The organism is Cupriavidus pauculus (assembly GCF_003854935.1).
Classification (GTDB): Bacteria; Pseudomonadota; Gammaproteobacteria; order Burkholderiales; family Burkholderiaceae; genus Cupriavidus; species Cupriavidus pauculus_C.
In genome coordinates, this window is sequence record NZ_CP033970.1 from 1,585,051 (window position 1) to 1,605,912 (window position 20,862).

20 protein-coding genes are annotated in these 20,862 nt (G+C 70.0%); 8 read left to right on the forward strand and 12 right to left on the reverse strand.

Features of this window, described 5'->3' with window-relative positions; genetic code table 11:
- Nucleotides 1–21: 21 nt before the first annotated feature.
- Entirely contained in the window at nucleotides 22–1,335 is a 1,314-nt protein-coding gene (locus EHF44_RS25165) for an MFS transporter (RefSeq protein ID WP_124686398.1), read from the reverse strand.
- A 322-nt stretch (nucleotides 1,336–1,657) separates the two neighbouring features.
- Nucleotides 1,658–2,140, reverse strand: a complete 483-nt coding sequence (locus EHF44_RS25170) for a winged helix-turn-helix transcriptional regulator (RefSeq protein ID WP_253700209.1) — start codon at nucleotides 2,138–2,140, stop codon at nucleotides 1,658–1,660.
- An 88-nt stretch (nucleotides 2,141–2,228) separates the two neighbouring features.
- On the opposite strand from EHF44_RS25170, the gene EHF44_RS25175 reads away from it, so the two are divergent.
- Nucleotides 2,229–2,828, forward strand: a complete 600-nt coding sequence (locus EHF44_RS25175; RefSeq protein WP_124686400.1) for a GNAT family N-acetyltransferase — start codon at nucleotides 2,229–2,231, stop codon at nucleotides 2,826–2,828.
- On the opposite strand, the gene EHF44_RS25180 is transcribed toward EHF44_RS25175, so the two are convergent.
- Nucleotides 2,825–3,691 carry an EamA family transporter gene (locus EHF44_RS25180; protein ID WP_124686401.1) on the reverse strand — a complete coding sequence of 289 codons (867 nt, stop codon included), beginning with the start codon at nucleotides 3,689–3,691 and terminating at the stop codon, nucleotides 2,825–2,827. The two genes, EHF44_RS25175 and EHF44_RS25180, sit on opposite strands and share 4 nt — an antisense overlap.
- A 178-nt stretch (nucleotides 3,692–3,869) precedes the next feature.
- Between EHF44_RS25180 and EHF44_RS25185 the strand changes: the two genes are divergently transcribed.
- Entirely contained in the window at nucleotides 3,870–4,589 is a 720-nt protein-coding gene (locus EHF44_RS25185) for an SDR family NAD(P)-dependent oxidoreductase (protein ID WP_124686402.1), read from the forward strand.
- 15 nt (nucleotides 4,590–4,604) lie between these two features.
- Here EHF44_RS25185 and EHF44_RS25190 read toward each other — a convergent pair whose 3' ends face one another.
- The 8 genes from EHF44_RS25190 to EHF44_RS25225 form a co-directional block, all read right to left on the reverse strand.
- The gene (locus tag EHF44_RS25190; protein WP_124686403.1) at nucleotides 4,605–5,912 is read right to left on the reverse strand and encodes a type II toxin-antitoxin system HipA family toxin; all 1,308 of its coding nucleotides are present in this window, start codon (nucleotides 5,910–5,912) and stop codon (nucleotides 4,605–4,607) included.
- Nucleotides 5,909–6,202: a helix-turn-helix domain-containing protein gene (locus tag EHF44_RS25195; RefSeq protein ID WP_124686404.1), complete on the reverse strand. Its 294-nt coding sequence runs from the start codon at nucleotides 6,200–6,202 to the stop codon at nucleotides 5,909–5,911. Before EHF44_RS25195 ends, EHF44_RS25190 begins: the two co-directional genes overlap by 4 nt.
- A gap of 75 nt (nucleotides 6,203–6,277) precedes the next feature.
- Entirely contained in the window at nucleotides 6,278–7,708 is a 1,431-nt protein-coding gene (locus tag EHF44_RS25200; protein WP_124686405.1) for an MFS transporter, read from the reverse strand.
- Between the two features lie 275 nt (nucleotides 7,709–7,983).
- A complete protein-coding gene (locus EHF44_RS25205; protein WP_124686406.1) occupies nucleotides 7,984–8,208 on the reverse strand; it encodes a hypothetical protein in 225 nt (74 codons plus the stop codon).
- A gap of 294 nt (nucleotides 8,209–8,502) precedes the next feature.
- The gene (ggt, locus tag EHF44_RS25210; RefSeq protein ID WP_124686407.1) at nucleotides 8,503–10,083 is read right to left on the reverse strand and encodes a gamma-glutamyltransferase; all 1,581 of its coding nucleotides are present in this window, start codon (nucleotides 10,081–10,083) and stop codon (nucleotides 8,503–8,505) included.
- Nucleotides 10,080–12,656 (reverse strand): branched-chain amino acid ABC transporter ATP-binding protein/permease, encoded by a 2,577-nt coding sequence (locus tag EHF44_RS25215; protein WP_124686408.1) that lies wholly within the window; start codon nucleotides 12,654–12,656, stop codon nucleotides 10,080–10,082. Before EHF44_RS25215 ends, ggt begins: the two co-directional genes overlap by 4 nt.
- 8 nt (nucleotides 12,657–12,664) lie before the next feature.
- Nucleotides 12,665–13,543, reverse strand: coding sequence for a branched-chain amino acid ABC transporter permease (locus EHF44_RS25220; RefSeq protein WP_124686409.1), 879 nt, complete (start codon nucleotides 13,541–13,543; stop codon nucleotides 12,665–12,667).
- Nucleotides 13,544–13,598: 55 nt separating this feature from the next.
- A complete protein-coding gene (locus tag EHF44_RS25225; RefSeq protein ID WP_124686410.1) occupies nucleotides 13,599–14,774 on the reverse strand; it encodes an ABC transporter substrate-binding protein in 1,176 nt (391 codons plus the stop codon).
- 236 nt (nucleotides 14,775–15,010) lie between these two features.
- On the opposite strand from EHF44_RS25225, the gene EHF44_RS25230 reads away from it, so the two are divergent.
- From EHF44_RS25230 to EHF44_RS25240, 3 genes are read left to right on the forward strand one after another with little or no spacing between them, the layout of a single operon-like run.
- Nucleotides 15,011–15,991, forward strand: a complete 981-nt coding sequence (locus EHF44_RS25230; protein ID WP_124686411.1) for a polysaccharide deacetylase family protein — start codon at nucleotides 15,011–15,013, stop codon at nucleotides 15,989–15,991.
- A gap of 31 nt (nucleotides 15,992–16,022) precedes the next feature.
- On the forward strand, nucleotides 16,023–16,769 hold the full coding sequence (locus EHF44_RS25235) for a GntR family transcriptional regulator (RefSeq protein ID WP_124686768.1): 747 nt from the start codon (nucleotides 16,023–16,025) through the stop codon (nucleotides 16,767–16,769).
- 9 nt (nucleotides 16,770–16,778) lie between these two features.
- Nucleotides 16,779–17,414 carry a flavin reductase family protein gene (locus EHF44_RS25240; protein ID WP_124686412.1) on the forward strand — a complete coding sequence of 212 codons (636 nt, stop codon included), beginning with the start codon at nucleotides 16,779–16,781 and terminating at the stop codon, nucleotides 17,412–17,414.
- 3 nt (nucleotides 17,415–17,417) lie between these two features.
- On the opposite strand, the gene EHF44_RS25245 is transcribed toward EHF44_RS25240, so the two are convergent.
- The gene (locus tag EHF44_RS25245; RefSeq protein ID WP_124686413.1) at nucleotides 17,418–18,026 is read right to left on the reverse strand and encodes a helix-turn-helix domain-containing protein; all 609 of its coding nucleotides are present in this window, start codon (nucleotides 18,024–18,026) and stop codon (nucleotides 17,418–17,420) included.
- 92 nt (nucleotides 18,027–18,118) lie between these two features.
- On the opposite strand from EHF44_RS25245, the gene kbl reads away from it, so the two are divergent.
- From kbl to EHF44_RS25260, 3 genes are all read left to right on the forward strand, one after another.
- Complete coding sequence (kbl, locus tag EHF44_RS25250) at nucleotides 18,119–19,321, forward strand: glycine C-acetyltransferase (protein ID WP_124686414.1); 1,203 nt, start codon at nucleotides 18,119–18,121, stop codon at nucleotides 19,319–19,321.
- Nucleotides 19,318–20,307 (forward strand): L-threonine 3-dehydrogenase, encoded by a 990-nt coding sequence (locus EHF44_RS25255; RefSeq protein WP_124686415.1) that lies wholly within the window; start codon nucleotides 19,318–19,320, stop codon nucleotides 20,305–20,307. Before kbl ends, EHF44_RS25255 begins: the two co-directional genes overlap by 4 nt.
- Before the next feature lie 91 nt (nucleotides 20,308–20,398).
- Entirely contained in the window at nucleotides 20,399–20,857 is a 459-nt protein-coding gene (locus EHF44_RS25260; protein ID WP_124686416.1) for a MarR family winged helix-turn-helix transcriptional regulator, read from the forward strand.
- The last annotated feature ends 5 nt before the right edge of the window (nucleotides 20,858–20,862 follow it).

Genomic DNA, 20,862 nt, shown 5'->3' on the forward strand with positions numbered 1-20,862 from the left:
GTATCTTGTGTGAGGCGTCGATCAGTTGGCGAGCGCGCTGTCGTACAGCGCCTGCTCGCGGGCCTTGTGCTCGGCGCTGAAGCGCACGGCGATGGCGCACAGCGCGGCCAGCGTGGCGGCCACGCCCAGGTACGTCAGCGTGAGCTGCAGGTCGCCCAGGCCCTTCATCAGGAAGCCGGCCGCCACCGCGCCGACGTTGCCGCCCGCGCCGATGATCCCGGCCACGCCGCCCAGCGCCTTGCGGTCGATGAACGGCACCAGCGCGTAGGTGGCGCCGCAGGCCATGTGCGTGAACAGGCCGAACACCAGCATCGCGGCCACGGCGGTGACCACGCCCGAGGCGTGGGCAAAGGCCAGCAGGCCCAGCCCTTCGCCCAGGATGAAGACGAACAGCACGATCGAGCGCGCATCCAGGCCGCGGCGGCGGGCCACCCTGTCGGACAGGTAGCCGCCCAGCGCCCGGGCAAACAGGGCCAGCAGGCCGAAGCTGGCGGCGGCCATGCCGGCGGCGGACAGCGACAGGCCAAAGCGGTCCACGTAGAACGTGGCGGCCACGTTGTGGATGAAGATCTCCACGCCAAAGCAGGCGCCGTAGGTGATGAACAGCATCCAGACGCGGTAGTTGGTGCTGGCGGCGCGGAAGCTGGCCCAGCCGCCGCCGCCCTTGCCGCCGCTCACGGCGATGCCCTGGGCGCGCAGGTCCGAGAAATTGCCTTCCGGGCAGTCCTGCGTGAAGCGCCAGTAGACGACGGCCATCACCAGCATCAGCACGCCCGGCACAATCAGCGCCACGCGCCAGCCCATGGCGTGGTCCACGCCCAGGAACAGCACGGCGGCCAGCAGCAGCGGCATGGCGCCCTGGGCGGCACCGCCGCCGGCGTTGCCCCAGCCGGCCGACGCGGCGTTGGCGGTGCCCACCACGTTGGGCGCGAACATCACCGACGTGTGGTACTGCGTGATGACAAAGCTCGCGCCCACCGCGCCGATCAGCAGGCGGAAGAACAGAAACGTCTCGTAGTTCTGGGCAAAGGCCACGCCGATGACCGGGATCGCGCCGATGGCCAGCAGGCCCGTATAGGTCTTGCGCGGGCCAAAGCGGTCGCACATCGGCCCGATGATCAGCCGCACGATGATCGTGACGGCCACGGCGGCGATGTTGATGTTGGCGATCTGGCCCGGCGTGAGCCCGAATTCGCCCTTGAGCACCGGCATCAGCGGCGCGCAGGCAAACCAGGCGAAGAAGCAGACGAAGAACGCCATCCAGGTCAGGTGGAAGGCGCGCATCTGCGGGGTCTTCAGACTCAGCAGGTCGATCCGGGTGGCTTTGCCGTTCATCCTTGGGCTCCAAAAACAAATGGCGTCCCGAGAGCCTGGCCAATGGGGGCCAGTTCTGGGGACGCCGTTGTCCTGCCCGGTCGCCTTGAAGAAGGCGGCCGCGCTTGTGTGGGGTGGGCGGATCGCCGTTGACCGGCCCGCACTACCTATCGCAAGCGGTGTGCCAGGGGATGAAGGTGGCGACTGGGATGCCTGGGCGGCCGAAAAACCGCCTTGAAGCGGCGCATCAGGCACATTAACGCATCGTGGTGCGGCGCCAGACTAGGGCGGCCGCACGGCTATGGTGCAGTGCAATGTGCGGCGCCGGTGCGCGCCGGTCCGATCAGCGGGGGGACGTGGCGGGATCGAGCAGCGAGATGAGCTGCATGTCCGAGGGGGAGACGAGCTGGTTTTCGTCGTCGATCAGGGCCGCGCGCACCTTGAGCCCGTTGACCCGCGAGCGGATCTCGGCCGGGCCCTGGCCGCACGGCTTCATGTGGGCATCGCCCCATTGCATCAGGCCAACGATGACCGGCAGCAGGTCCACGGCGGACTTGGTGGGATGGTAGGCAAAGCGCTCGCGCTCGCCGGGTTCCTTGTAGCCGACCTTGCGCAGCAGGCCGGCCTCGGTCAGCGTCTTGAGCCGCGCGGACAGCACGGCCGGCGAGCACTGCAGGCGGGCCAGGAAGTCGTCGAACCGGCGGACGCCGGAGAACACGTCGCGCAGGATAAGGATCGTCCACTTTTCGCCGATCAGGCCAAGCGTGGCCGCAATTGAGCATTGGGCGAAGTCGTCGGGCGAGAGGGGCGGAGCGGTGGTCGGCATGAATTCAGGATAGCACTCTAACTTCATTTGCAAAAGTCAGGGTTTCGACTATAGTCCTGCCTACAGAAAATGAAGTCAGGGGTGGGCGATGCGTGGCGATACCGGAACACAGCAAGAAGAGGCGGGCGCGGAACAGTGGATCGCGCGCGGCGGCAGGCAGGTGACGGTGCGGCCGGTGCGGCCGGCCGATCGCGACGCGCTGCGGGCCTTCGTCGACAGCCTGTCGCGCGAAAGCCGCTACTACCGCTTTCTGACCGGCGGCCGGGTAGCCGACGAGACCATCCAGGGCTTTGTCGGCCATCGCCCGGGACGCGACGTGGCGATGGCGGTGACGGCGCCCGCCGCATCGGGCGAGGAAACCATCGTCGCCAATGCCGAATACGTGGTGAATGCCGATGACGTGGCCGAACTGGCCGTGGTGGTGGCCGATGACTGGCAGGGCCAGGGACTGGGGCGGCGGCTGATCCAGCGGCTGCAGCAGGTGGCGCGGGCCGGCCGGCTACGCGGCATGCGCGGCGACGTGCTGAGCGAAAACCGCCGCATGCTGGCCATCATGCGCGACTGCGGCTTTGCCACGCGCCGCAACCCCGAGGACAGCTACCTGCACGAAGTCAGCCTGTCGCTGGCAGACACCACCCGGCCGCGCCGCGACCACTGGCTGCCGCACGACTGGTTCGCCGGCAACTAGCTTTTGCCGCGCGACGTGGCCGTGCAGCCGATCGACGCGGTGATGATGGCGGCAATCGCCACCCACTGGATCAGCGTCAACTGCTCGTGCAGGAACGCCAGCCCGGCCAGCGCGCCCATGGCGGGCTCCAGGCTCAGCAGGATGCCGAAGGTCCGCCGAGGCAGCCGCTTCAGCGCCACCATCTCCAGCGAATACGGAATCGCGCTCGACATCAGCCCCACCGCCAGCCCGGCCAGCAGCACCGCCGGGCTGAAAAGCGCCGGGCCCGCATGGGCCAGCCCGAACGGCAGCGCCACCAGCGCCGCCATGGTCATGCCCAGCGACGTGGCCTGGCCGCCGTGCGCGTTGCCGGCCATCTGCCCGAAGACGATATAGAGCGCCCAGCCCACGCCGGCCGCCAGCGCAAAGCCGATGCCGACGGGGTCTAGGTGCGTGGCGGCATCGCCCAGCGGCAGCAGCAGCACCAGCCCGGCCACGGCGCAGGCGATCCACAGGAAGTCGATGGCGCGCCGCGACGACAGCACCGCCACGGTCAGCGGGCCCGTGAACTCGATGGCGATGGCCAGCCCGAGCGGGATGGTCCGCAGCGACATATAGAACAGCAGGTTGGTCGCGCCCAGCGCCGCGCCGTACAGCGCGATGGCCCGCGCATGGGTGCCCGACAGCCGGAACCGCCACGGCCGCCACACCGCGATCAGGATCAGCGCGGCAAACCCCACCCGCAATGCCACGGTGCCTTGCGCGCCCACGGCGCCGAACAGGCTCTTGGCAAACGACGTGCCGATGCACAGCGACGCCATCGAGCCGACCAGCGCGGCAACGGCCAGCAGGGTTTCGCTCTGCCTGAGGCGGGAAAGGGGCACGTCTGCATCCTGGTACGAAAAGCCCGAGGGGCGGGCGGTGCCGCATCTTGCACGAACATCGACCGCGCGGCCATGCACAGATGCCGGTGCCACGTGCTGTACAGTTGGCGCCGCCCGGCCGCTGGCGGAGTCCGGACCCACGCACTATGGTGGAAGGACCCCTGTTCCGGAGCCAGCCATGGATGCGAAGGCCCCCCGTCGTCATGTCGTGATCACCGGCGCGGCCGGCGCCCTCGGGCGCGCCGTGGCCAGCCGCTTTGCCGCCGAACACGCGCGGCTGGCATTAATCGACCACAGCCTGCAGCACCTGCAGAGCGTCTTTGCCCACCCCGAGCCCGACCATGGCGGCACGCTGCTGCACGCGGCCGACGTCACGTCCGATACGGCGATGGCTGGCGTGGCGGCGGCCATCCTCGACGCCTTCGGCACGGTCGACGTGCTGGTGCACGTGGCGGGCGGCTTCGAGATGGGCGACCCGACCCATGCCATGAGCCGCGAGTCGTGGCTGCGCATGATGGACCTGAATGCGTGGTCGTTCGTGGCCGTCACCGGCCATTTCATCCCGTCGATGATGTTCCAGCGGCACGGCAAGGTGGTGGCCGTGTCCGCCCGGAGCGCGGCGGCCGGGGCGGCGACGATGGGCGCCTACGTGGCGTCCAAGAGCGCGCTGCAGCGCCTGGTGGAAAGCCTGTCGCACGAGGTGCGCGGCGCCGGCATCAACGTCAACAGCATCGCCCCGAGCATCCTCGATACCCCGGCCAACCGCCGCGCCATGCCGTCGGCGGAGCCGTCGCACTGGGTCTCCACGGGCGCCGCGGCACGGGCCGTGGCCTTCCTGGCCTCCGACGCGGCCGATGCCATCCACGGCCAGCACATGGTGCTCGACGGGCTGAGCTGAGCCGTCGGCCGGCCGCTAGCGGCGCGCCAGCCGTGCCAGCGGCAGCGTGCGCAGGCGGTCCAGCACGAGGGTCCGCATGGCCGGTGGCGTGGGCAGCGTGTCGAGCAATTCGGGCCAGCGCGCCTGCGCCATCGTCACGGCGTCCTTGACCGCCGCCACGGCAATGCGGTCGGCGATCCGCGCGTCCCGGGCGAACTGGCGGTACGTCTCCAGCGTCTGCTGGCGCTGCAGGGCGTCGATCGCCACGTTCTGGCCGAACGCGGCAAAGCCCGGCAGCGCGGCCACGCTGACGATGTCGTACGCCGGCGACAGCTCCGGCATCCTGCCATTGCGGTACAGGAACGAGAAATTCTTGAGATGGGCGTCGCTGTTGCCCAGCAGCGTATGCACGGCCTGGCGCATGAAGAACTGCCGCACGTCCTCGATGCCGCGCACGCTGAGCCGGTCCAGCAGCCGGACGATGGCCACGTAGGCGTCGCTGCCGGCGTACTTGCGCGCCGGCATGCGGGTCAGGATCTGGCAGCCGTCCTCGGCATGCACGCGCCCGCCCGGTTCGCGGTCGAAACGGTCGACGGCCAGGAAATGCAGGTCCGGCCCCAGCGCCTCGGCCAGCCCCGGCACGTCGATCGCGGCCAGCGGCTGGGGCCGGCAGACGGCCACCGCCACGCCGGCCGCCTGCGCCAGCTGCATCGACACGTATTCGTTGAAGATCTGGCTGTCGTCGTTGCGGGCCGGCAGCTTGGCGATCAGGTCCGACAGGCGGCCGTGCGTAGGCATCGTGTAGCACCGGCCCGCGTAGGCCGTGGACAGCGCCAGCTTGTTCTGCACGCCGGACACCGACGCGGCGCCCTCGGTGGCGCCTTCGACCACGGCGATTTCAAGGTTGTCGGCCCCGCCGGTGACGCCCACGGTGCGCACGTAGTCCGGCAGCGCGTCGAGGTCGGCCGGGCGGATCGTCAGCGCGCCGGGCAGGTCCTCGCCGGCGGCGGCCAGCACGCCAAAGTCGTCGCGGTCGTCCGGGTGATGGCGCGTGGCTTCCAGCCGCTTGCGCAGCTCGCCCTCGGGCAGCAGGCCGGCAAAATAGGGCGGCAGCTCGCCGCCGGTGTTGTAGAGCGCGGGATGGAAAGGGTTGGACAGCACCGTGGCGGTGGCCGCCTCGTTGCCGGGCACGGACAGCGACAGGCTCAGCGTGGGCCGCCCCGGATCGCCACGGAACTGCTCGCCGGGCACGAAGCGCGTGGTGCGGCCCGCTTCGCACAGGTAGCCGCAGAGCACGCCGTGCAGGTGGACGGACAGGTAGCGCGGGCGCAGGTCGTCGCTCATGTCTGGTCCCCGAGCAGCAGGTCGACCGAGGTGGGCGCGGCGCGGTCAGGGCCGGCCGTCTTGCCGGCCAGCAGTTGCCGGACGTCGTTCAGGTGCTCGCGCGGCACCAGCACCCATTCGGCATCCATGGCTGCGGCGATGGCGATGAGTGTCGAGCCGCGCACATCCTGCTTGCCGCTGATGGCCTGGGACAGGTTAGACGCCGCCATGCCGATAGTGCGGCCGACGTCGCCCAGCGTCACGCCCCGCAGCTTGCGGAGTGCGCGCAGTTGGGTGTGGAGCGTTGGCATCTCGGAATCCGGTAGAAATGTTATGGAATAACATAACATACGCCGGAAAAGTATGAAAAAGAATATTTTTTTCTGTCAGCCGCGCTCGGCGCCCAGCGGCGGGGCGATGTCCTCCAGCGCGCGGCGCTCCGCATCCACGCCAAACCGCAGCGCCAGCAGCCCGGCCACGATGACCAGCGCCGCGCCGATGGCATAGCCCACCGCCACCGCGCCCCGGCTGCCGGTTTCGATCAGCATGCCGAACAGCACCGGCGCGATAAAGCCGCCCGTGCCGGTGCCTACCGCGTAGAACACCGAGATGGCCAGCGCGCGCATTTCGAGCGGAAACACCTCGCTGGCGGTCAGGTAGGCCGAACTGGCCGCGGCCGACGCCAGGAAGAACACGGCCGACCAGCACAGCGCCTGCGAGCGCGCGTCCAGCCAGCCTTCCCGGAACGCCCAGCCCGTGGCCGCCAGCCCGATGCCGGACAGCACATAGGTCACGGCAATCATCTTGCGCCGGCCGATACGGTCGAACAGCGGCCCCAGCAACAGCGGCCCCAGCGCGTTGCCGAGCGCGAACGGGAAGATATAGAGCGCCACGCGCTCCTCGGGCACGCCCTGGAACTTGGTCAGCACCAGCGAGTAGGTAAAGAAGATGGCGTTGTAGAAGAACGCCTGCGCCACCATCAGCGCAAACGTGACCACGCTGCGCGTCCGGTAGCGATGCACCAGCAGCCGCACGATCTCGCGCAGCGACGGAATCGGCTTGCCGGCATAGGCCACGTGGGTCGCCGCGTCGGGGGCGGGCAGCGGCCCATGCTGCGCCGTCACCTCGGCCTCGATGGCGGCGATCACGCGCGCGGCCTCGTCGTGCCGGCCGTGCGTGGTCAGCCAGCGGGGGCTTTCGGGCACGTGCCGGCGGATCAGCACGATTGCCACGGCCAGCACCGCGCCCAGCGCAAAGCAGGCGCGCCAGCCCCAGACCGGCCCGAACACGCGCGGGTCCAGCAGCAACAGGCTCAGGCCCGCCCCAAGCGCGGCGCCCAGCCAGAAGCTGCCGTTGATCGCAAGGTTGACGCGGCCGCGCACGCGGGCGGGTATCAGTTCGTCGATGGCCGAGTTGATGGCCGCGTATTCGCCGCCAATACCCAGCCCGGTCACAAAGCGGCACAGCGCGAAGAACGCAAAATTCGGCGAGAACGCGGTGGCCAGCGTGGCGGCCATGTAGACGGCCAGCGTGGCCAGGAACAGCCGCTTGCGGCCCAGCCGGTCGGCCAGCCGGCCGAACACCAGCGCGCCCAGCACGGCGCCGAGGATATACAGCGATCCGGTCCAGCCCACCTGCGCGGCGCTCAGGCCGAGCGTGTCCGGGCGCTCCAGCACGGCGCCCACCGACCCGACCAGCGTGACTTCGAGCCCGTCCAGCACCCAGGCGATGCCCAGCGCGATGGCCACGCGCCAGTGCCAGCGCGACCACGGCAGGCGGTCCAGGCGGGCGGGGATGTCCGATTGCCAGGCTGCGATGGCGGGCTCCTGTAACGGGGGGCAGGGCGGGCCGCGCGGCGCCGCCTACGGGTGCTCAGCAGACTATAGCGATTGCATCCGCCGCTGCCTGTCGGCGCATGGCCGACGCCGGGCACGGGCGGGAACGAAAAACGGGGCGTCGACATGGACGCCCCGTATGGCTGGGGGATGGCTGCGATGGCAGCCGCTGACCGACCGCTACCGTCACGCGATAGCCACCCGGCATCGGGTCACGGGGTCGATAGCGAGAGAGGCTGTGGGCAAGGCCCGGGCAGCTAGCCCAGGCGGCCCACGGCGGCCAGCATCGAGCGGCCGTGCGCGGTGATCTGCGGACAGGGGCGTTTGCCCTGTTCGGACTGCAGGATCACCATTTCCTTGGAGATCAGCGCATCGAGATCGACGGGATCGATTTCGCGCGCGGGGATGGTCGACGTATCGTCGCGGGTATGCGGGCCATTGCCGATCAACATCAGCGTGGCAAGTTCATGTGGGCTCAGCACGGTGTTCTCCTTGGCGAGAGGGGAGCGGTTGCTGGGGACATGGGGAGCGCGTGAACCGTATGCAGCGGTGCGCCCCTCCGGCGGAATTGTGGACCATCGCCCCGGCGCTTGCACGCTGCATCGCATCGTGATGGCGAGTCGACAGTCATGGGCATTGGACGGGCATCCCCTGCACGGGTTCCTGTCCGAAACAAAACCGCTACACGTTGCAGGGCTGTCATGCCTGCGTCATGCGCGGCGGTGCCGGTTTTCCAGCATGATGCCCCAGCGCGGCCGCGCCGGGTGCCATGCCCCTTACAGCCCCATGGCGATGCCGTCGCTGCGGGGGTCGTGCGCGCCGGCGATCGTGCCGCCGTCGTACAACGCGATGGCGCCCGGATGGCCGGCCAGCGGGCTCTGCGTGTCGATGGGGCTCACTTCGTGGCCGCGGGTCGACAGCGCCGCGATCACATCGGCACCCGCGTCGGCCTCGATCTTCAGGCTGTCGCGGCTGTCCGAGAACGTGCGGCCCAGCAGGAAGCGCGGCCGCGCCAGCGCCTGCAGCGGGTTCATCCCGTAGTCGATCAGCCGCGTCAGCACGGCCGCCAGCGTCTGCGGCTGGCCGTCGGCGCCCTGCGTGCCATACCTCAGCCGGGGTTTGCCGTCGCGCAGGTACATGCCTGGATTGAGCGTATGGAACGGCCGCTTGCGCGGTTGTATCGCGTTGTGATGGGTGGGATCGGCAGAAAACGCCGCGCCGCGGTTGTGCCAGAGGATGCCGGTGTCGCCGGCCACCACGCCGCTGCCCCAGTCGAAGTACACGGTCTGCAGCACGCTCACGCAGCGGCCCTCGGCGTCCACCGCGCTCAGGTACACGGTGTCGCCGTGCTGGTAGACGTGCGGCCAGGGCTGGGCGCATTGCGGATCGATCCGCGCGGCCAGCGTGGCCAGCCGGTCGGGGGCCAGCATGGCGTCGACCGGGACGGCCGCGAACTCGGGGTCCGCCACATGGCGGTTGCGCTCGATAAACGCCTGTTTCACGGCTTCCACGAGCAGGTGGTAGTAGTCCGCGCTGCCTTCGGGGATGGCGGCGACGTCGAACCGGTCCAGGATGCCGAGGATCTGCAGCGTGGTCACGCCCTGCGTGGGCGGCGCCAGGCTCAGCAGCTCGCCGCCGCGATAGGGCACGCGCAGCGGCGCCTCGTCGCGCGCGGCGGTGCGCGCCAGGTCGTCGCGGGTGAGCGGCGATCCGGCCGCCTGCAGGCCCGCGGCGATGCGCGCGGCCAGTTCGCCTTCGTAGAACTCGCGCGCGCCGAAGCGGGCGATGCGCTCCAGGCTGCGGGCCAGCGCCGGCTGCCGCAGGCGGTCGCCGGCTTCGGGCAGGCGGCCATCGGGCAGGAAGACGTCGGCAAAGCCGGGCCAGTCGGCCAGCTCGGCGGCGCGGAATGCCTGCCAGAAGCGCTGCGACGGCGTGACCGGAAAGCCGTCCTCGGCCAGCGCGATGGCACGCTCGAACAGCCGGCTCCAGCCCAGGCGCCCGCCCCATTGGTCGCGGCTGATGGCGAAGGCGCGGTCCCAGGTGTCCACCGTGGCCGCCGAGGTCAGCGCCGACGCCGGCCCGCGCGTGGGTATCGCATCGCCATAGTCGGGCAGCGCGGCGGCCGCCTGCCCGATGCCGGACAGCGCGCGCGCGTTGCCATGCCGGTCGCCGACAATCCAGAACGCGTCGCCGCCCAGGCCGGTGAAGTGGGGATAGGTGACGGCCAGCGTGGCGCCGACGGCAATGGCCGCCTCGATGGCGTTGCCGCCCGCGCGCAGGATGTCCAGCCCGGCCTCGCTCGCCAGCCGGTGCGGGCTCGTGACCATGCCGGTCCGGGAAGTGGCCAGCGCGCTCATCCGTGTTGCCCGCCCAGGTACGCCTGCACCAGCGCCGGGTCACGCGCCAGCGACTCGGCATCGCCGCTGGCCACCACGCGGCCCTCTTCCAGCACGTACGCGCGGTCGGCCAGCGACAGCGCCAGCGCGGCCATCTGGTCGACCAGCAGGATCGTGATCGACGCGTCGCGCAGCGTATCGAGCGACGCAAACAGTTCGTCGATGACCTTCGGCGCCAGGCCCAGCGACGGCTCGTCCAGCAGCAGCACGCTCGGGTTCGACATCAGCCCGCGCGCCACCGCCAGCATCTGCTGCTCGCCGCCCGACAGCAGGCCGGCGCGCTGGTGCTGGCGCTCGCGCAGCCGGGGCCAGCGCGCGAACATCGACTCGATGCGGCGCGTCATCTCGGCGCGCGGCAGGCGGCCGGACGGAAACGCGCCGAGCCGCAGGTTGTCCAGTACCGACAGTTCCGGAAACACCTGACGGCCTTCGGGCACCAGCACCACGCCCAGTTCGGCAATGCGGGCCGCGTCGAGCCGGGCCAGGTCGATGCCGTCGAACGTGATGCCGCCGCGCACCGGCCGGTGCAGGCCCGACAGCGCGCGCATCAGCGTGGACTTGCCGGCGCCGTTGGCGCCCAGCAGCGCCACCATTTCGCCTTCGCGCACCTGCAGGTCGACGTCGTGCAGCACGGGTGCCGCGCCGTAGCCGGCGCGCAGCGCGCTGACGCCCAGCACTTCGGGCGGCGTGGCGTCGGTGCCGGTGCGGGCACGGCGGCGCGTGACCGTTCCCGACGCCTCGCCCAGGTAGGCGCGCCGCACGGCCGGATCGGCGCGTACCGCATCGGGCGTGCCGCGTGCCAGATGCTGGCCGGCGTCGATGACGACGATGTTGTCGGACACGTCCATCACCAGCGACATGTCGTGCTCGACCAGCCCCACGGCCACGCCGCTATCGGCAATCCGGCGCAGCAGGCGGCCGAGCATCGCTTTGTCCTCGCGCGACAGGCCGGCGGCCGGTTCGTCCAGCAGCAGCACGGCCGGCCGCGTGGCCAGCGCGCGGGCAATCTCCACGAGCCGGCGATCCACGTGCGCAAGGTCGGCGGCGCTGGTATCGGGATGGCCGGTGTAGCCGCACGCGGCCAGCAGCGCGCAGGCTTCGGCGCGCACGGCGGGGGCCGTGAAGCCGGCAATGCCAAGCAGCGTGCCGAGCTTGCCGCGCGTGAGCGCGATGGCGACGTTGTCGGCCGCGCTCATGCCGGTGAAAAGCTGCGTGGTCTGGTACGTGCGCGAGATGCCGTGCCGGGCGCTGTGGCAGGCGCCGCGCGCGGGCAGCGCATCGGCGCCCAGCCGGCGACCCCCGGCGCGCGGGCGGTAGTAGCCGGACAGCATGTTGAGCACGGTGGACTTGCCCGCGCCATTCGGGCCGATCAGGCTCGTCACCTGGCCGGGCGGCAGGTCGAACGACAGGTCGTCCACGGCGCGCACGCCGCCGAACACAATCGACAGGCCCAGCGCCGACAACCCGCGCCGCTGCACCGCTTCACGCACGGGCAGCGAGGCCCCGGCCACCGGCGCGTGGCTGGCTGGCGCGGCCGGATGCAGCCGGCGGAATGCCGCCGTGACCACGCCCACGATGCCGGTGGGGGCCACCCACAGCACCACCAGCAGCAGCACGCCAAAGCAGAGCAGCCGCAGGTTTTCCAGGCTGGACAGGATCTCGGGCAGCAGGCCGACGATCACGGCCCCGGCCAGCGGGCCCGCCACGGTGCCGGCGCCGCCGATCATTACCACCAGCACGAACAGGATCGACTGCAGGAACGAGAACATGCCCGGCGTGACCATGCCCTGCAGCGGCGCAAACAGCCCGCCGGCCAGGCCGGCCAGCGCCGCCGAGAACGCAAAGCCGACGGTCTTGACGACCAGCGGGTTCACGCCGATCGACGCCGCGGCGGTCTCGCTGTCGCGCACGGCACGCATGGCCGCGCCCCAGCTTCCGCGCGCGATCCGCGCATAGGCCGCCACGGCCACGCCCAGCACGGCAATGGCGATCAGCGCCAGCGCGCGCTCGCCGCTATCGACACCGGGCAGCGACGGCTGGGCGATGCCCATCAGGCCGTTCTGCCCGCCGGTCAGCGCGCGCCATTCCACGGCACCGTGCTCGACGATAAAGCCGAACGCGATGGTCACCATCGCCAGGCCCGGCCCCTTGACCCGCAGCGCGGGCAGCGCCAGCAGCGCGCCCAGCAGGGCGGCCACCAGCGCGCCCACGGGCCAGGCGGCCCAGAAGCTCCAGCCGGCCTGGCCGGTCAGGATGGCCACCGCGTAGGCGCCAATCGCATAGAAGCCCACGTGGCCGAACGACACCTGGCCGGTCAGCCCCAGCAGCAGGTTCAGGCCCACGCCGCAGATCGCCAGCATGGCGACGCCGGCAATCACGAACACGAAGTAGCCGTTCAGCGTCAGCGTCAGCGCGGCGGCGGCCAGCAGCGCGGCCACCATGGCCACGATCTGCAGCGGCGTGCCCAGGCCCAGCCAGGGGGCGGGCGCCAGCGGGGCCGCGCCGGTCGCGGCAGCGGGCAGGGCGGTCGTCATTGTCTTGCTCATACCTTTCGTACCTCCGCACGGCCGAACAGCCCATCGGGGCGCAGCGCCAGCAGCGCGATCACCAGCGCGAACGTGATGATCTGCGTGTAGCTGGAGCCCAGCGACGCGGTCACCAGCGCCTCGGCCACGCCGAAGATCAGCCCGGCCACCATCACGCCCCAGGCGCTGGACAGCCCGCCCAGGATCGCCACGGCAAACGCCTTGAGCCCGAACACGGTGCCCATGTCGGCCTGCACGTTGAACAACGGCGCGATCAGCACGCCGGCAATGCCGGCCAGCAGCGTAGACAGTGCGAACGCGCCGGCGATGGTGCGGCGGATGGGGATGCCCATCAGGCGCGCGGCGTCGCGGTTCTGCACCACGGCCAGCATCGCCACGCCCCAGCGGGACTTGCGCAGCACCCAGTGCAGCAGCGCGGCCAGCGCCAGGCCGACCACCGGAATCACCAGTTGCAGCGGATACACGCCCACGCCGGCGCTGCCCAGCTGCACCGACTGCGTGGCCAGCGGCGACGGCAGGCTGCGCGGCTCGGTGCCGAACCAGAGCATCACCACGTTATCGAGCACGATGCCCAGCGCCACGGTAGCCATCAGCCACGCGTTCGACCCCCGGCTGGCAAACGGCCGCACGGCCAGGAATTCCACGGCCAGCCCGTACAGCGCGCACAGCGCCAGCGCCAGCAGCACCGCCAGCGGCATGGGCCAGCCCAGCGTCTGCGCGAACGTGTACGTGAGCACGGCGCCCAGCATCATCGAACTGCCCTGCGCGAAGTTGACGGTGGCCGACACCGCGTAGGTGATGTGAAACCCCAGCGCCATGAGCCCGTACATGCTGCCCAGGCCCAGCCCGCTGATGAGGGCGGAAATCCATAACATGGTGAGTCCTTGTCTGTCGTTGTGCTGCCGCCCGCCGCAGGCGGGCGAGGCGGCGTTACTGCTTCACCGGCACGATGCGGTTGTCGATGAACTGGGCCCAGACGTAGTCGTTCTCGGTCAGCGCGTCGTGCTGCTGCGGCGAGAACGGCTTCACGTAGGTCTTGATCAGGCCCTCGTAGCGGTCGATCTTGTAGAAGCCCTCGCGCACGGCGTCGCCCTTGGTGCTGCCGGCCTTGGCGATGGCCAGCGCCGCGAGCTGCGTGGCGTCATAGGCGTTGGCCACGCCCACGGCCGGCGTGATGTCGTCCGGGCCCTTCACGTCGCTGTACTTGGCCTTCAGGTCATTGACCACGCGCGTGCTGACCGGCGTGGGCGTGCCGAAGAAGCTGTACGTCTGCACGAAATGGACGTTCCGGGCGTTGGGCCCGGCCAGTTCGGTGAAGCGGCCGCCGGCCGGCCCCCAGTGCGAGACCACCGGCACCTTCCAGCCCATGCGGTCCAGCGACTTCACGACCTGCGCGGACGGCCCGACATTGCCCACCATCAGCAGCACGTCGGCGCCGGCGGCCTTGAGGCGGCCCAGTTGCGGCACCAGGTCCACGTCGTTGGCCTCGAACTTCTCCACGCCCACCGGCTTGCCGCCCTTGGCGGCCATCGCGGCGACGATGCCTTTCTCGTTCGATTCGCCCCACGGGTTGTTCACCAGGATCAGGCCCGGCCGCGAGGCCTTGAACGCCTTCTGCGCGTACTGGAGCATGGCCTTGTCGACCACCTCGTCCACGGCCGACACGCGGAACGCGAAGTTGGGATTGGCGCCGTTGTGCGTGATTGGCGTGCCGGCCGCCCACGGGCCCATGAACGGCACCTTTTCCTGGTTGGCGATGGGCACGATGGCCATCGAGACCGGCGTGTCCAGCCCGCCGAACAGCACGGCCACCTTTTCCTTGTAGATCAGCTCGCGCGCGGCCAGCACGCCCTTGGCGGGGTTGCCTTCGTCGTCGCGGCGCACCAGTTCCAGCTTGCGCCCGCCCAGCAGGCCGCCCTTGGCGTTGATCTCGTCGATGGCGATGGTCATGCCGCGCGTCAGCGATTCGCCGGCCCGGGCCGACTGGCCGGAGAGCGCCGTGATCAGGCCGATCTTGATGGTGTCGGCGGCGTGCGCGGGCAGCGCGGTCATCGCGCAGGCGGCCGCGGCGGCAGCGATCAATGCACGGCGTTGGGGACGAAACATGGCAGATCTCCGGATGGGTGGATGTCGGGGCCGTGGCTCGCAAGAGCCGTGCCACCGCGTTGACGAATCCACGCCAGCTTCCGCGACACGCCGGTTTCCAACGTGCTGACGATATGGTCCGGATATTGCGAACGATCCGGGTGCATCCATGCATACGATCCGGAACGGGGCATCACGCACGAAGCCAGTGCGGTGCCCGGCGCCGGATGCACCAACCCGAAGAAAGGCAACCGTCCATGACCTTCAACCCGAGCCCGCTGGCCGCCGCGCAAGCCACGGCCGCGCCGACGTTCGGTCCGCTGCGCCACCACGGCCGCTTTCCGTACCGGCCGATCACCGACGCCGCCGACGCGCGCTGGCCCGGCGGCGCGCGCCTGGCCGTCTACCTGGGCTTCAACATCGAGCATTTCGCGTTTGGCGAGGGGCTGGGCGCCAACCTGGGGCCCGTATCGCCGCAGCCGGACGTGCTCAACTACAGCTGGCGCGAATACGGCAACCGGGTGGGCGTGTGGCGCTGCCTGGACCTGTTCGACGACCTGCAGATGCCTGCCGGCGTGCTGCTGAACACGGCGCTCTACGACCATTGCCCCGAGGTGCTGGACGCTTGCCTGGCGCGCGGCGACGAGCTGATCGGCCACGGTCACACCAACGCGCACCGCCAGAGCGAGTTCGACGAAGCCGGCGAGCGCGCGCTGATCGTCCACTGCCGCGACCGCATCCAGGCCCATTGCGGGCAGGCGCCCGGCGGCTGGCTGTCGCCGTGGATATCGGAGACGCTGGTCACGCCGGACCTGCTGGCCGAGGCCGGCTACCGCTACACGCTGAACTGGGCGCACGACGACCGTCCCGTGCGCATGCAGACGCGCGACGGCGGCACGCTGCTGTCGATCCCGTACCCGCAGGAGCTGAACGACATCCCGATGATCATCGCGCGGCAGCTCGACGGGGCCGCGTTTGCCGACATGATCGTCGACCAGTTCGACGAGATGCTGGCGCAGGCCAACCACGCGCGCCACCCGCAGCCGCTGGTGATGGGCATTGCGCTGCATCCGTACCTGGTGGGCCAGCCCTACCGCCTGCGCCACCTGCGCCGCGCGCTGGCGCACATCGCCGCGCACCGTGCCACGGGCGACGTCTGGATGACCACGCCGGGCGCGATCTGCGCGGCGTGGGACGCCATGGACCGCCCGGCGGCGACCGCTGGCACACCGCGCTAACATCATGGCCATTGTTTCCCTGACCGACGTCATGTCCACCAAAGCCGCAAGGAAAGCCCCCGCCGAGGCCGCGCCGGAAACCCCCGAGCCCGCCGATGCCGACAGCCGCATCTACCAGGCGATCTTCGACGGGGTGCTCAACCACCGCCTGACACCGGGCACGAAGCTGCCGGAACCCGAGCTCTGCAACCTGTTCGGCGTGGGCCGGGCCGTGGTGCGGCGCGTGCTGGAAAAGCTCGCGCACGACGGCATCGTCGCGCTGCGGCCGAACAAGGGCGCCGTGATCGCCGAACCCACGCCTGAGGAGACCAGCCAGATCTTCGAAGCCCGCCGCGCGATGGAGCGCGTGCTGGTGGAGCTGGCCGTGGAGCGGGCCACGCGCGACGACATCTGCGACCTGCGCCGCCAGCTGGCCGACGAGCACGACGCGATGCACCGCTTCGACCAGCCGTCGTGGGCGCGGCTGGCCAGCGGCTTCCACCTGCGCATTGCCGCGCTGGCGCGCAACCCGGTGCTGCAGCGCTACCTGACCGAATTGGTGTCGCGCTGCTCGCTGATCGTCGGCCTGTACGAGCCGCCGGGCCACGCGCCATGCGAGCATGACGAGCACGCGGCCATCGTCGCCTGCATCGAGTCCCGCGACGCGGCCGGTGCGGTTGCGCTGATGGAAGCCCATCTGCGCGAACTGGAACAGCGCATCGAGACCTCGCGCATGCAGGGCGAAAAGAGCCTGGCGCAGATGCTGGGGCTGCCGCAGAAGCCCGGCCGCAACCCCTGAGGACACCCCATGGAAATCGATTTCAGCGCGATCACCGAATATCAGCGCTACAAGCTCATGGCCAGCCTGATCGTGCCGCGCCCGATTGCGCTGGTCACCACGCTGGGCCCGGACGGCACCGCCAACGCGGCCCCGTTCTCGATGTTCAACATGCTGGGCGAGGAGCCGCCGATCGTGATGATCAGCGTCAACCGGCTGGGCGACGGCGCGCTCAAGGACACGGCGGCCAATATCGTGCGCACCGGCGAGTTCGTGGTGCACCTGAGCGACGAGGCGATGGCGGAGAAGATGCACCGCTGCGGCGAGCGGCTGCCGCCGCACATGAGCGAACTGGCGCACGTGGGGCTGACCGCCGCGCCGTGTACCGAGGTGGCGCCGCCGCGCATTGCCGAGGCGCCCGTTGCGTTCGAGTGCCGACTCTGGGAGACGCTGGAAACCGACAGCCGCCAGATCTTCATCGGCCGGGTGCTGCGGCTGCACGCGCGTGACGGCCTGATCGACACCGAGCGCTGGCGCGTGCGGCTGCAGGACTACTTTCCGGTGGGCCGCTTCGGCGCCAGCTTCTACGTGACCACGCGCGACCGGTTCTCGCTGGAGCGGGACGCCGGCGTGGTCACGGCCTCGACCGCGATCGACGAGATGTGATCGTCAGGCCGGGTGGACCACCACCAGCAGCGCGGTGGCGACGCTCTTGCCCGGATTGGCAATCGCATGGGACACGTCCGCGCCGTAGCGGGCGGTTTCCCCATGCTTCAGCTTTCTTTCGTCCCCGGCCGACCGTACGGTCATCGCGCCGCCCAGCACCGACAGGTGCTCCTGGGTGCCGGCCTCGTGGGGCTCCGACGCCAGCACCCCGCCTGGCTGGATCGTCAATTCATACCATTCAAAGCGTCCCGCCAGGTCAATCGGGCCGAGGATGCGCAGCTCGCAGCGCCCGTCCGGGCTCTTCAGCGCAGGGATGGCGTGCGCCTGCACCACGGCAATGGCCGGCGCCGGCGCGGCGCCCGGGCCCTGGGCCAGGAAGTCCGCCAGGCTGACGCCGAGCGCGTTGGCCAGCCGCCAGAGCACGGCCACCGTCGGATTGGCCAGGTTCCGTTCGATCTGCGACAGCATAGACTTGGAGACACCGGCGCGGCGCGACAGGTCGTCCAGCGACAACTGCTGGCTTTGCCGCAGCGCCTGCAGCGCACTGCCAACGGCCGGCGGCCCGTCGGGGGCGGCCGGCAACTTGGCGGAAGAGGGTTGCGTGGTCGTCATGGGTTCGTTATAGTGCACGACACGTTCGTTATATAGAACACGTTCGATTTATCGAATCGAGCGATCCGAGACACTACACCGGGAGTCTGGCCATGTCGAGTGCCGAGGCGTTTTATGCATCGCTCCGCGCGGAGCTCGATGCCATCCGCGACGCGGGGCTGTACAAGCGCGAGCGCATCATCGCCACGCCGCAGGGCGCCACCGTGCGCACCGCGGACGGGCGCGAGGTGATCAACCTCTGCGCCAACAATTATCTGGGCCTGTCGTCGCATCCCAGGGTGCTGGAAGCGGCCCATGCCACGCTGCGCACGCACGGCTACGGCATGTCGTCGGTGCGCTTCATCTGCGGCACGCAGGACCTGCACAAGACGCTGGAAGGGCGCCTGGCGCGCTTTCTGGGCACCGAGGACACCATCCTCTACGGCTCGGCGTTCGATGCCAACGGCGGGCTGTTCGAGACGCTGCTGGGCGCCGAGGACGCCGTGATCAGCGACGCGCTGAATCATGCGTCGATCATCGACGGCATCCGCCTGAGCAAGGCGCGCCGCTATCGCTACCAGCACAACGACCTGGATGACCTGCGCGCCCAGTTGCGCCAGGCCGACGCCGACGGCGCGCGGTACAAGCTCGTGTTCACCGACGGCGTGTTCTCGATGGACGGCACCGTGGCGCGGCTGGACGAGATCCGCGCCATCTGCGACGAACACGGCGCGCTGCTGGGCATCGACGAATGCCATGCCACGGGCTTCATGGGCCCGCGCGGGCGCGGCACGCACGAGGCGCGCGGCGTCTTCGGCAAGATCGACATCATCACGGGCACGCTGGGCAAGGCGCTGGGCGGGGCGTCGGGCGGCTTCACGTCGGGCCGCAAGGAAGTGATCGACCTGCTGCGCCAGCGCTCGCGTCCCTACCTGTTCTCGAACACGGTGGCGCCGGTGATCGTGGGGGCCAGCATCGAGGTGCTGGACCTGCTCGAAGCCAGCACCGCATTGCGCGACAAGCTCGAACAGAACACGCGGTTCTTCCGCGAAGGCATCGTGCGGCTGGGCTTCGACATCAAGCCCGGCGACCATCCGATCGTGCCGATCATGGTCTACGACGCCGAGAAAGCGCAGCAATTGGCCGACCGGCTGCTGGCGCTGGGCGTCTACGTCGTGGGCTTCTTCTATCCCGTGGTGCCGAAGGGGCAGGCGCGGATCCGCGTGCAGATGAGCGCGATCCACGACGAGGCCACGCTGCAAACCGCGCTGGACGCCTTTGCGCAGGCCGGCCGCGAGCTGGGGCTGATCCGATGAGCGGCGCCGGCGAATCCCCCGTGCCGAAGATCCTGATCATCGGCGCCAACGGGCAACTCGGTTCCGAACTGGCCCTGGCGCTGGCCGAGCGCTACGGCCGCGGGCAGGTGGTGACGTCCGACGTGGTGCCCACCGGCCGCCATGTCCACATCGCCCATGAAATGCTCAATGTGACCGACCGCGGCGAGCTGGCGACGGTGATCGAGCGGCACGGCATCAACCAGATCTACCTGCTGGCCGCCGCGCTGTCCGCTACCGGCGAGAAGGCGCCGCAGTGGGCCTGGAACCTGAACATGACCGGCCTGCTCAACGTGCTGGAAGCTGCCCGGCATCACGGCATCACGCGCGTGTTCTGGCCCAGCTCGATCGCCGCGTTCGGCCCCACCACGCCGCGCGTGGACACACCGCAGAAGACCGTCATGGAGCCGACCACGGTCTACGGCATTTCCAAGCAGGCCGGGGAGGGCTGGTGCCGCTGGTACTTCGAGAATCATGGCGTGGATGTGCGCAGCGTGCGCTACCCGGGCCTGATCTCGCACAAGACGCCGCCCGGCGGCGGCACCACGGACTATGCCGTCGACATCTTTCACTACGCGGTGCGCGGCGAGCCCTACACCTGCTTTCTGAACGCCGGCGAACGGCTACCGATGATGTACATGCCCGACGCCATCCGCGCCACGCTGGAACTGATGGAGGCGCCGCGCGACGCCGTGCGCGAGCGCGGCAGCTACAACCTGGCCGGCATGAGCTTTACGCCGCAGGAGATTGCCGACGCGATCCGCCAGCGCGTGCCCGGCTTCGAGGTCCGCTACGCGCCGGACTACCGCCAGGCCATCGCGCAGGGCTGGCCCGATTCCATCGACGACAGCGCCGCCCGGCGGGACTGGGGCTGGCAGCCGCAATTCGGCCTGGCCGAGATGGTCGACGACATGCTGACAAACCTGCGCACCGCCGCGCCGCCTGTCGTTTCCAGCACATCTGGCTGAGCTGCTGTCTCAATGTGGCGGATAGTGTACGTGAAACAATTCGCAAAGAAATCATTTGCATCCTAATTAATTCACGTCTATCATTCGGCCCATGCCTCCGATAGACGCCCTCCGTTTCGCCTTCACCGGCCAGCTCATGCTGTCCGGGCGCCAATGGCGACAAATCAGCCAAGCCGCAGTGACCGCCCACGGCATCTCCGCCGCGGCGGCCGCCCCCTTGCTGTTTATCCGTCGCCTCGGCGGCGGCGTGCGCCAGGTGACGCTGGCCGACTACGTGGGCGTGGAAGGTGCCACGCTGGTGCGGCTGGTGGACCAGCTTTGCGCGGCCGGCCTGGTGCGCCGCGAGGTGGACCCGAGCGACCGGCGCGCCAACGTGCTGTCGCTGACCGAGTCCGGCGAGCGCATGGCCGAGTGCATCGAGGTGGAACTCAAGCAGTTGCGGGCCGAAGTGTTCGCCGAGATCAGCGAGGCCGACATGGCCGCCGCGCTGCGCGTGCTCGATGCACTGTCGCGGGCGGCCGCATCGGCGGGCGGCAAGCAGGAGTCCTGACCGCC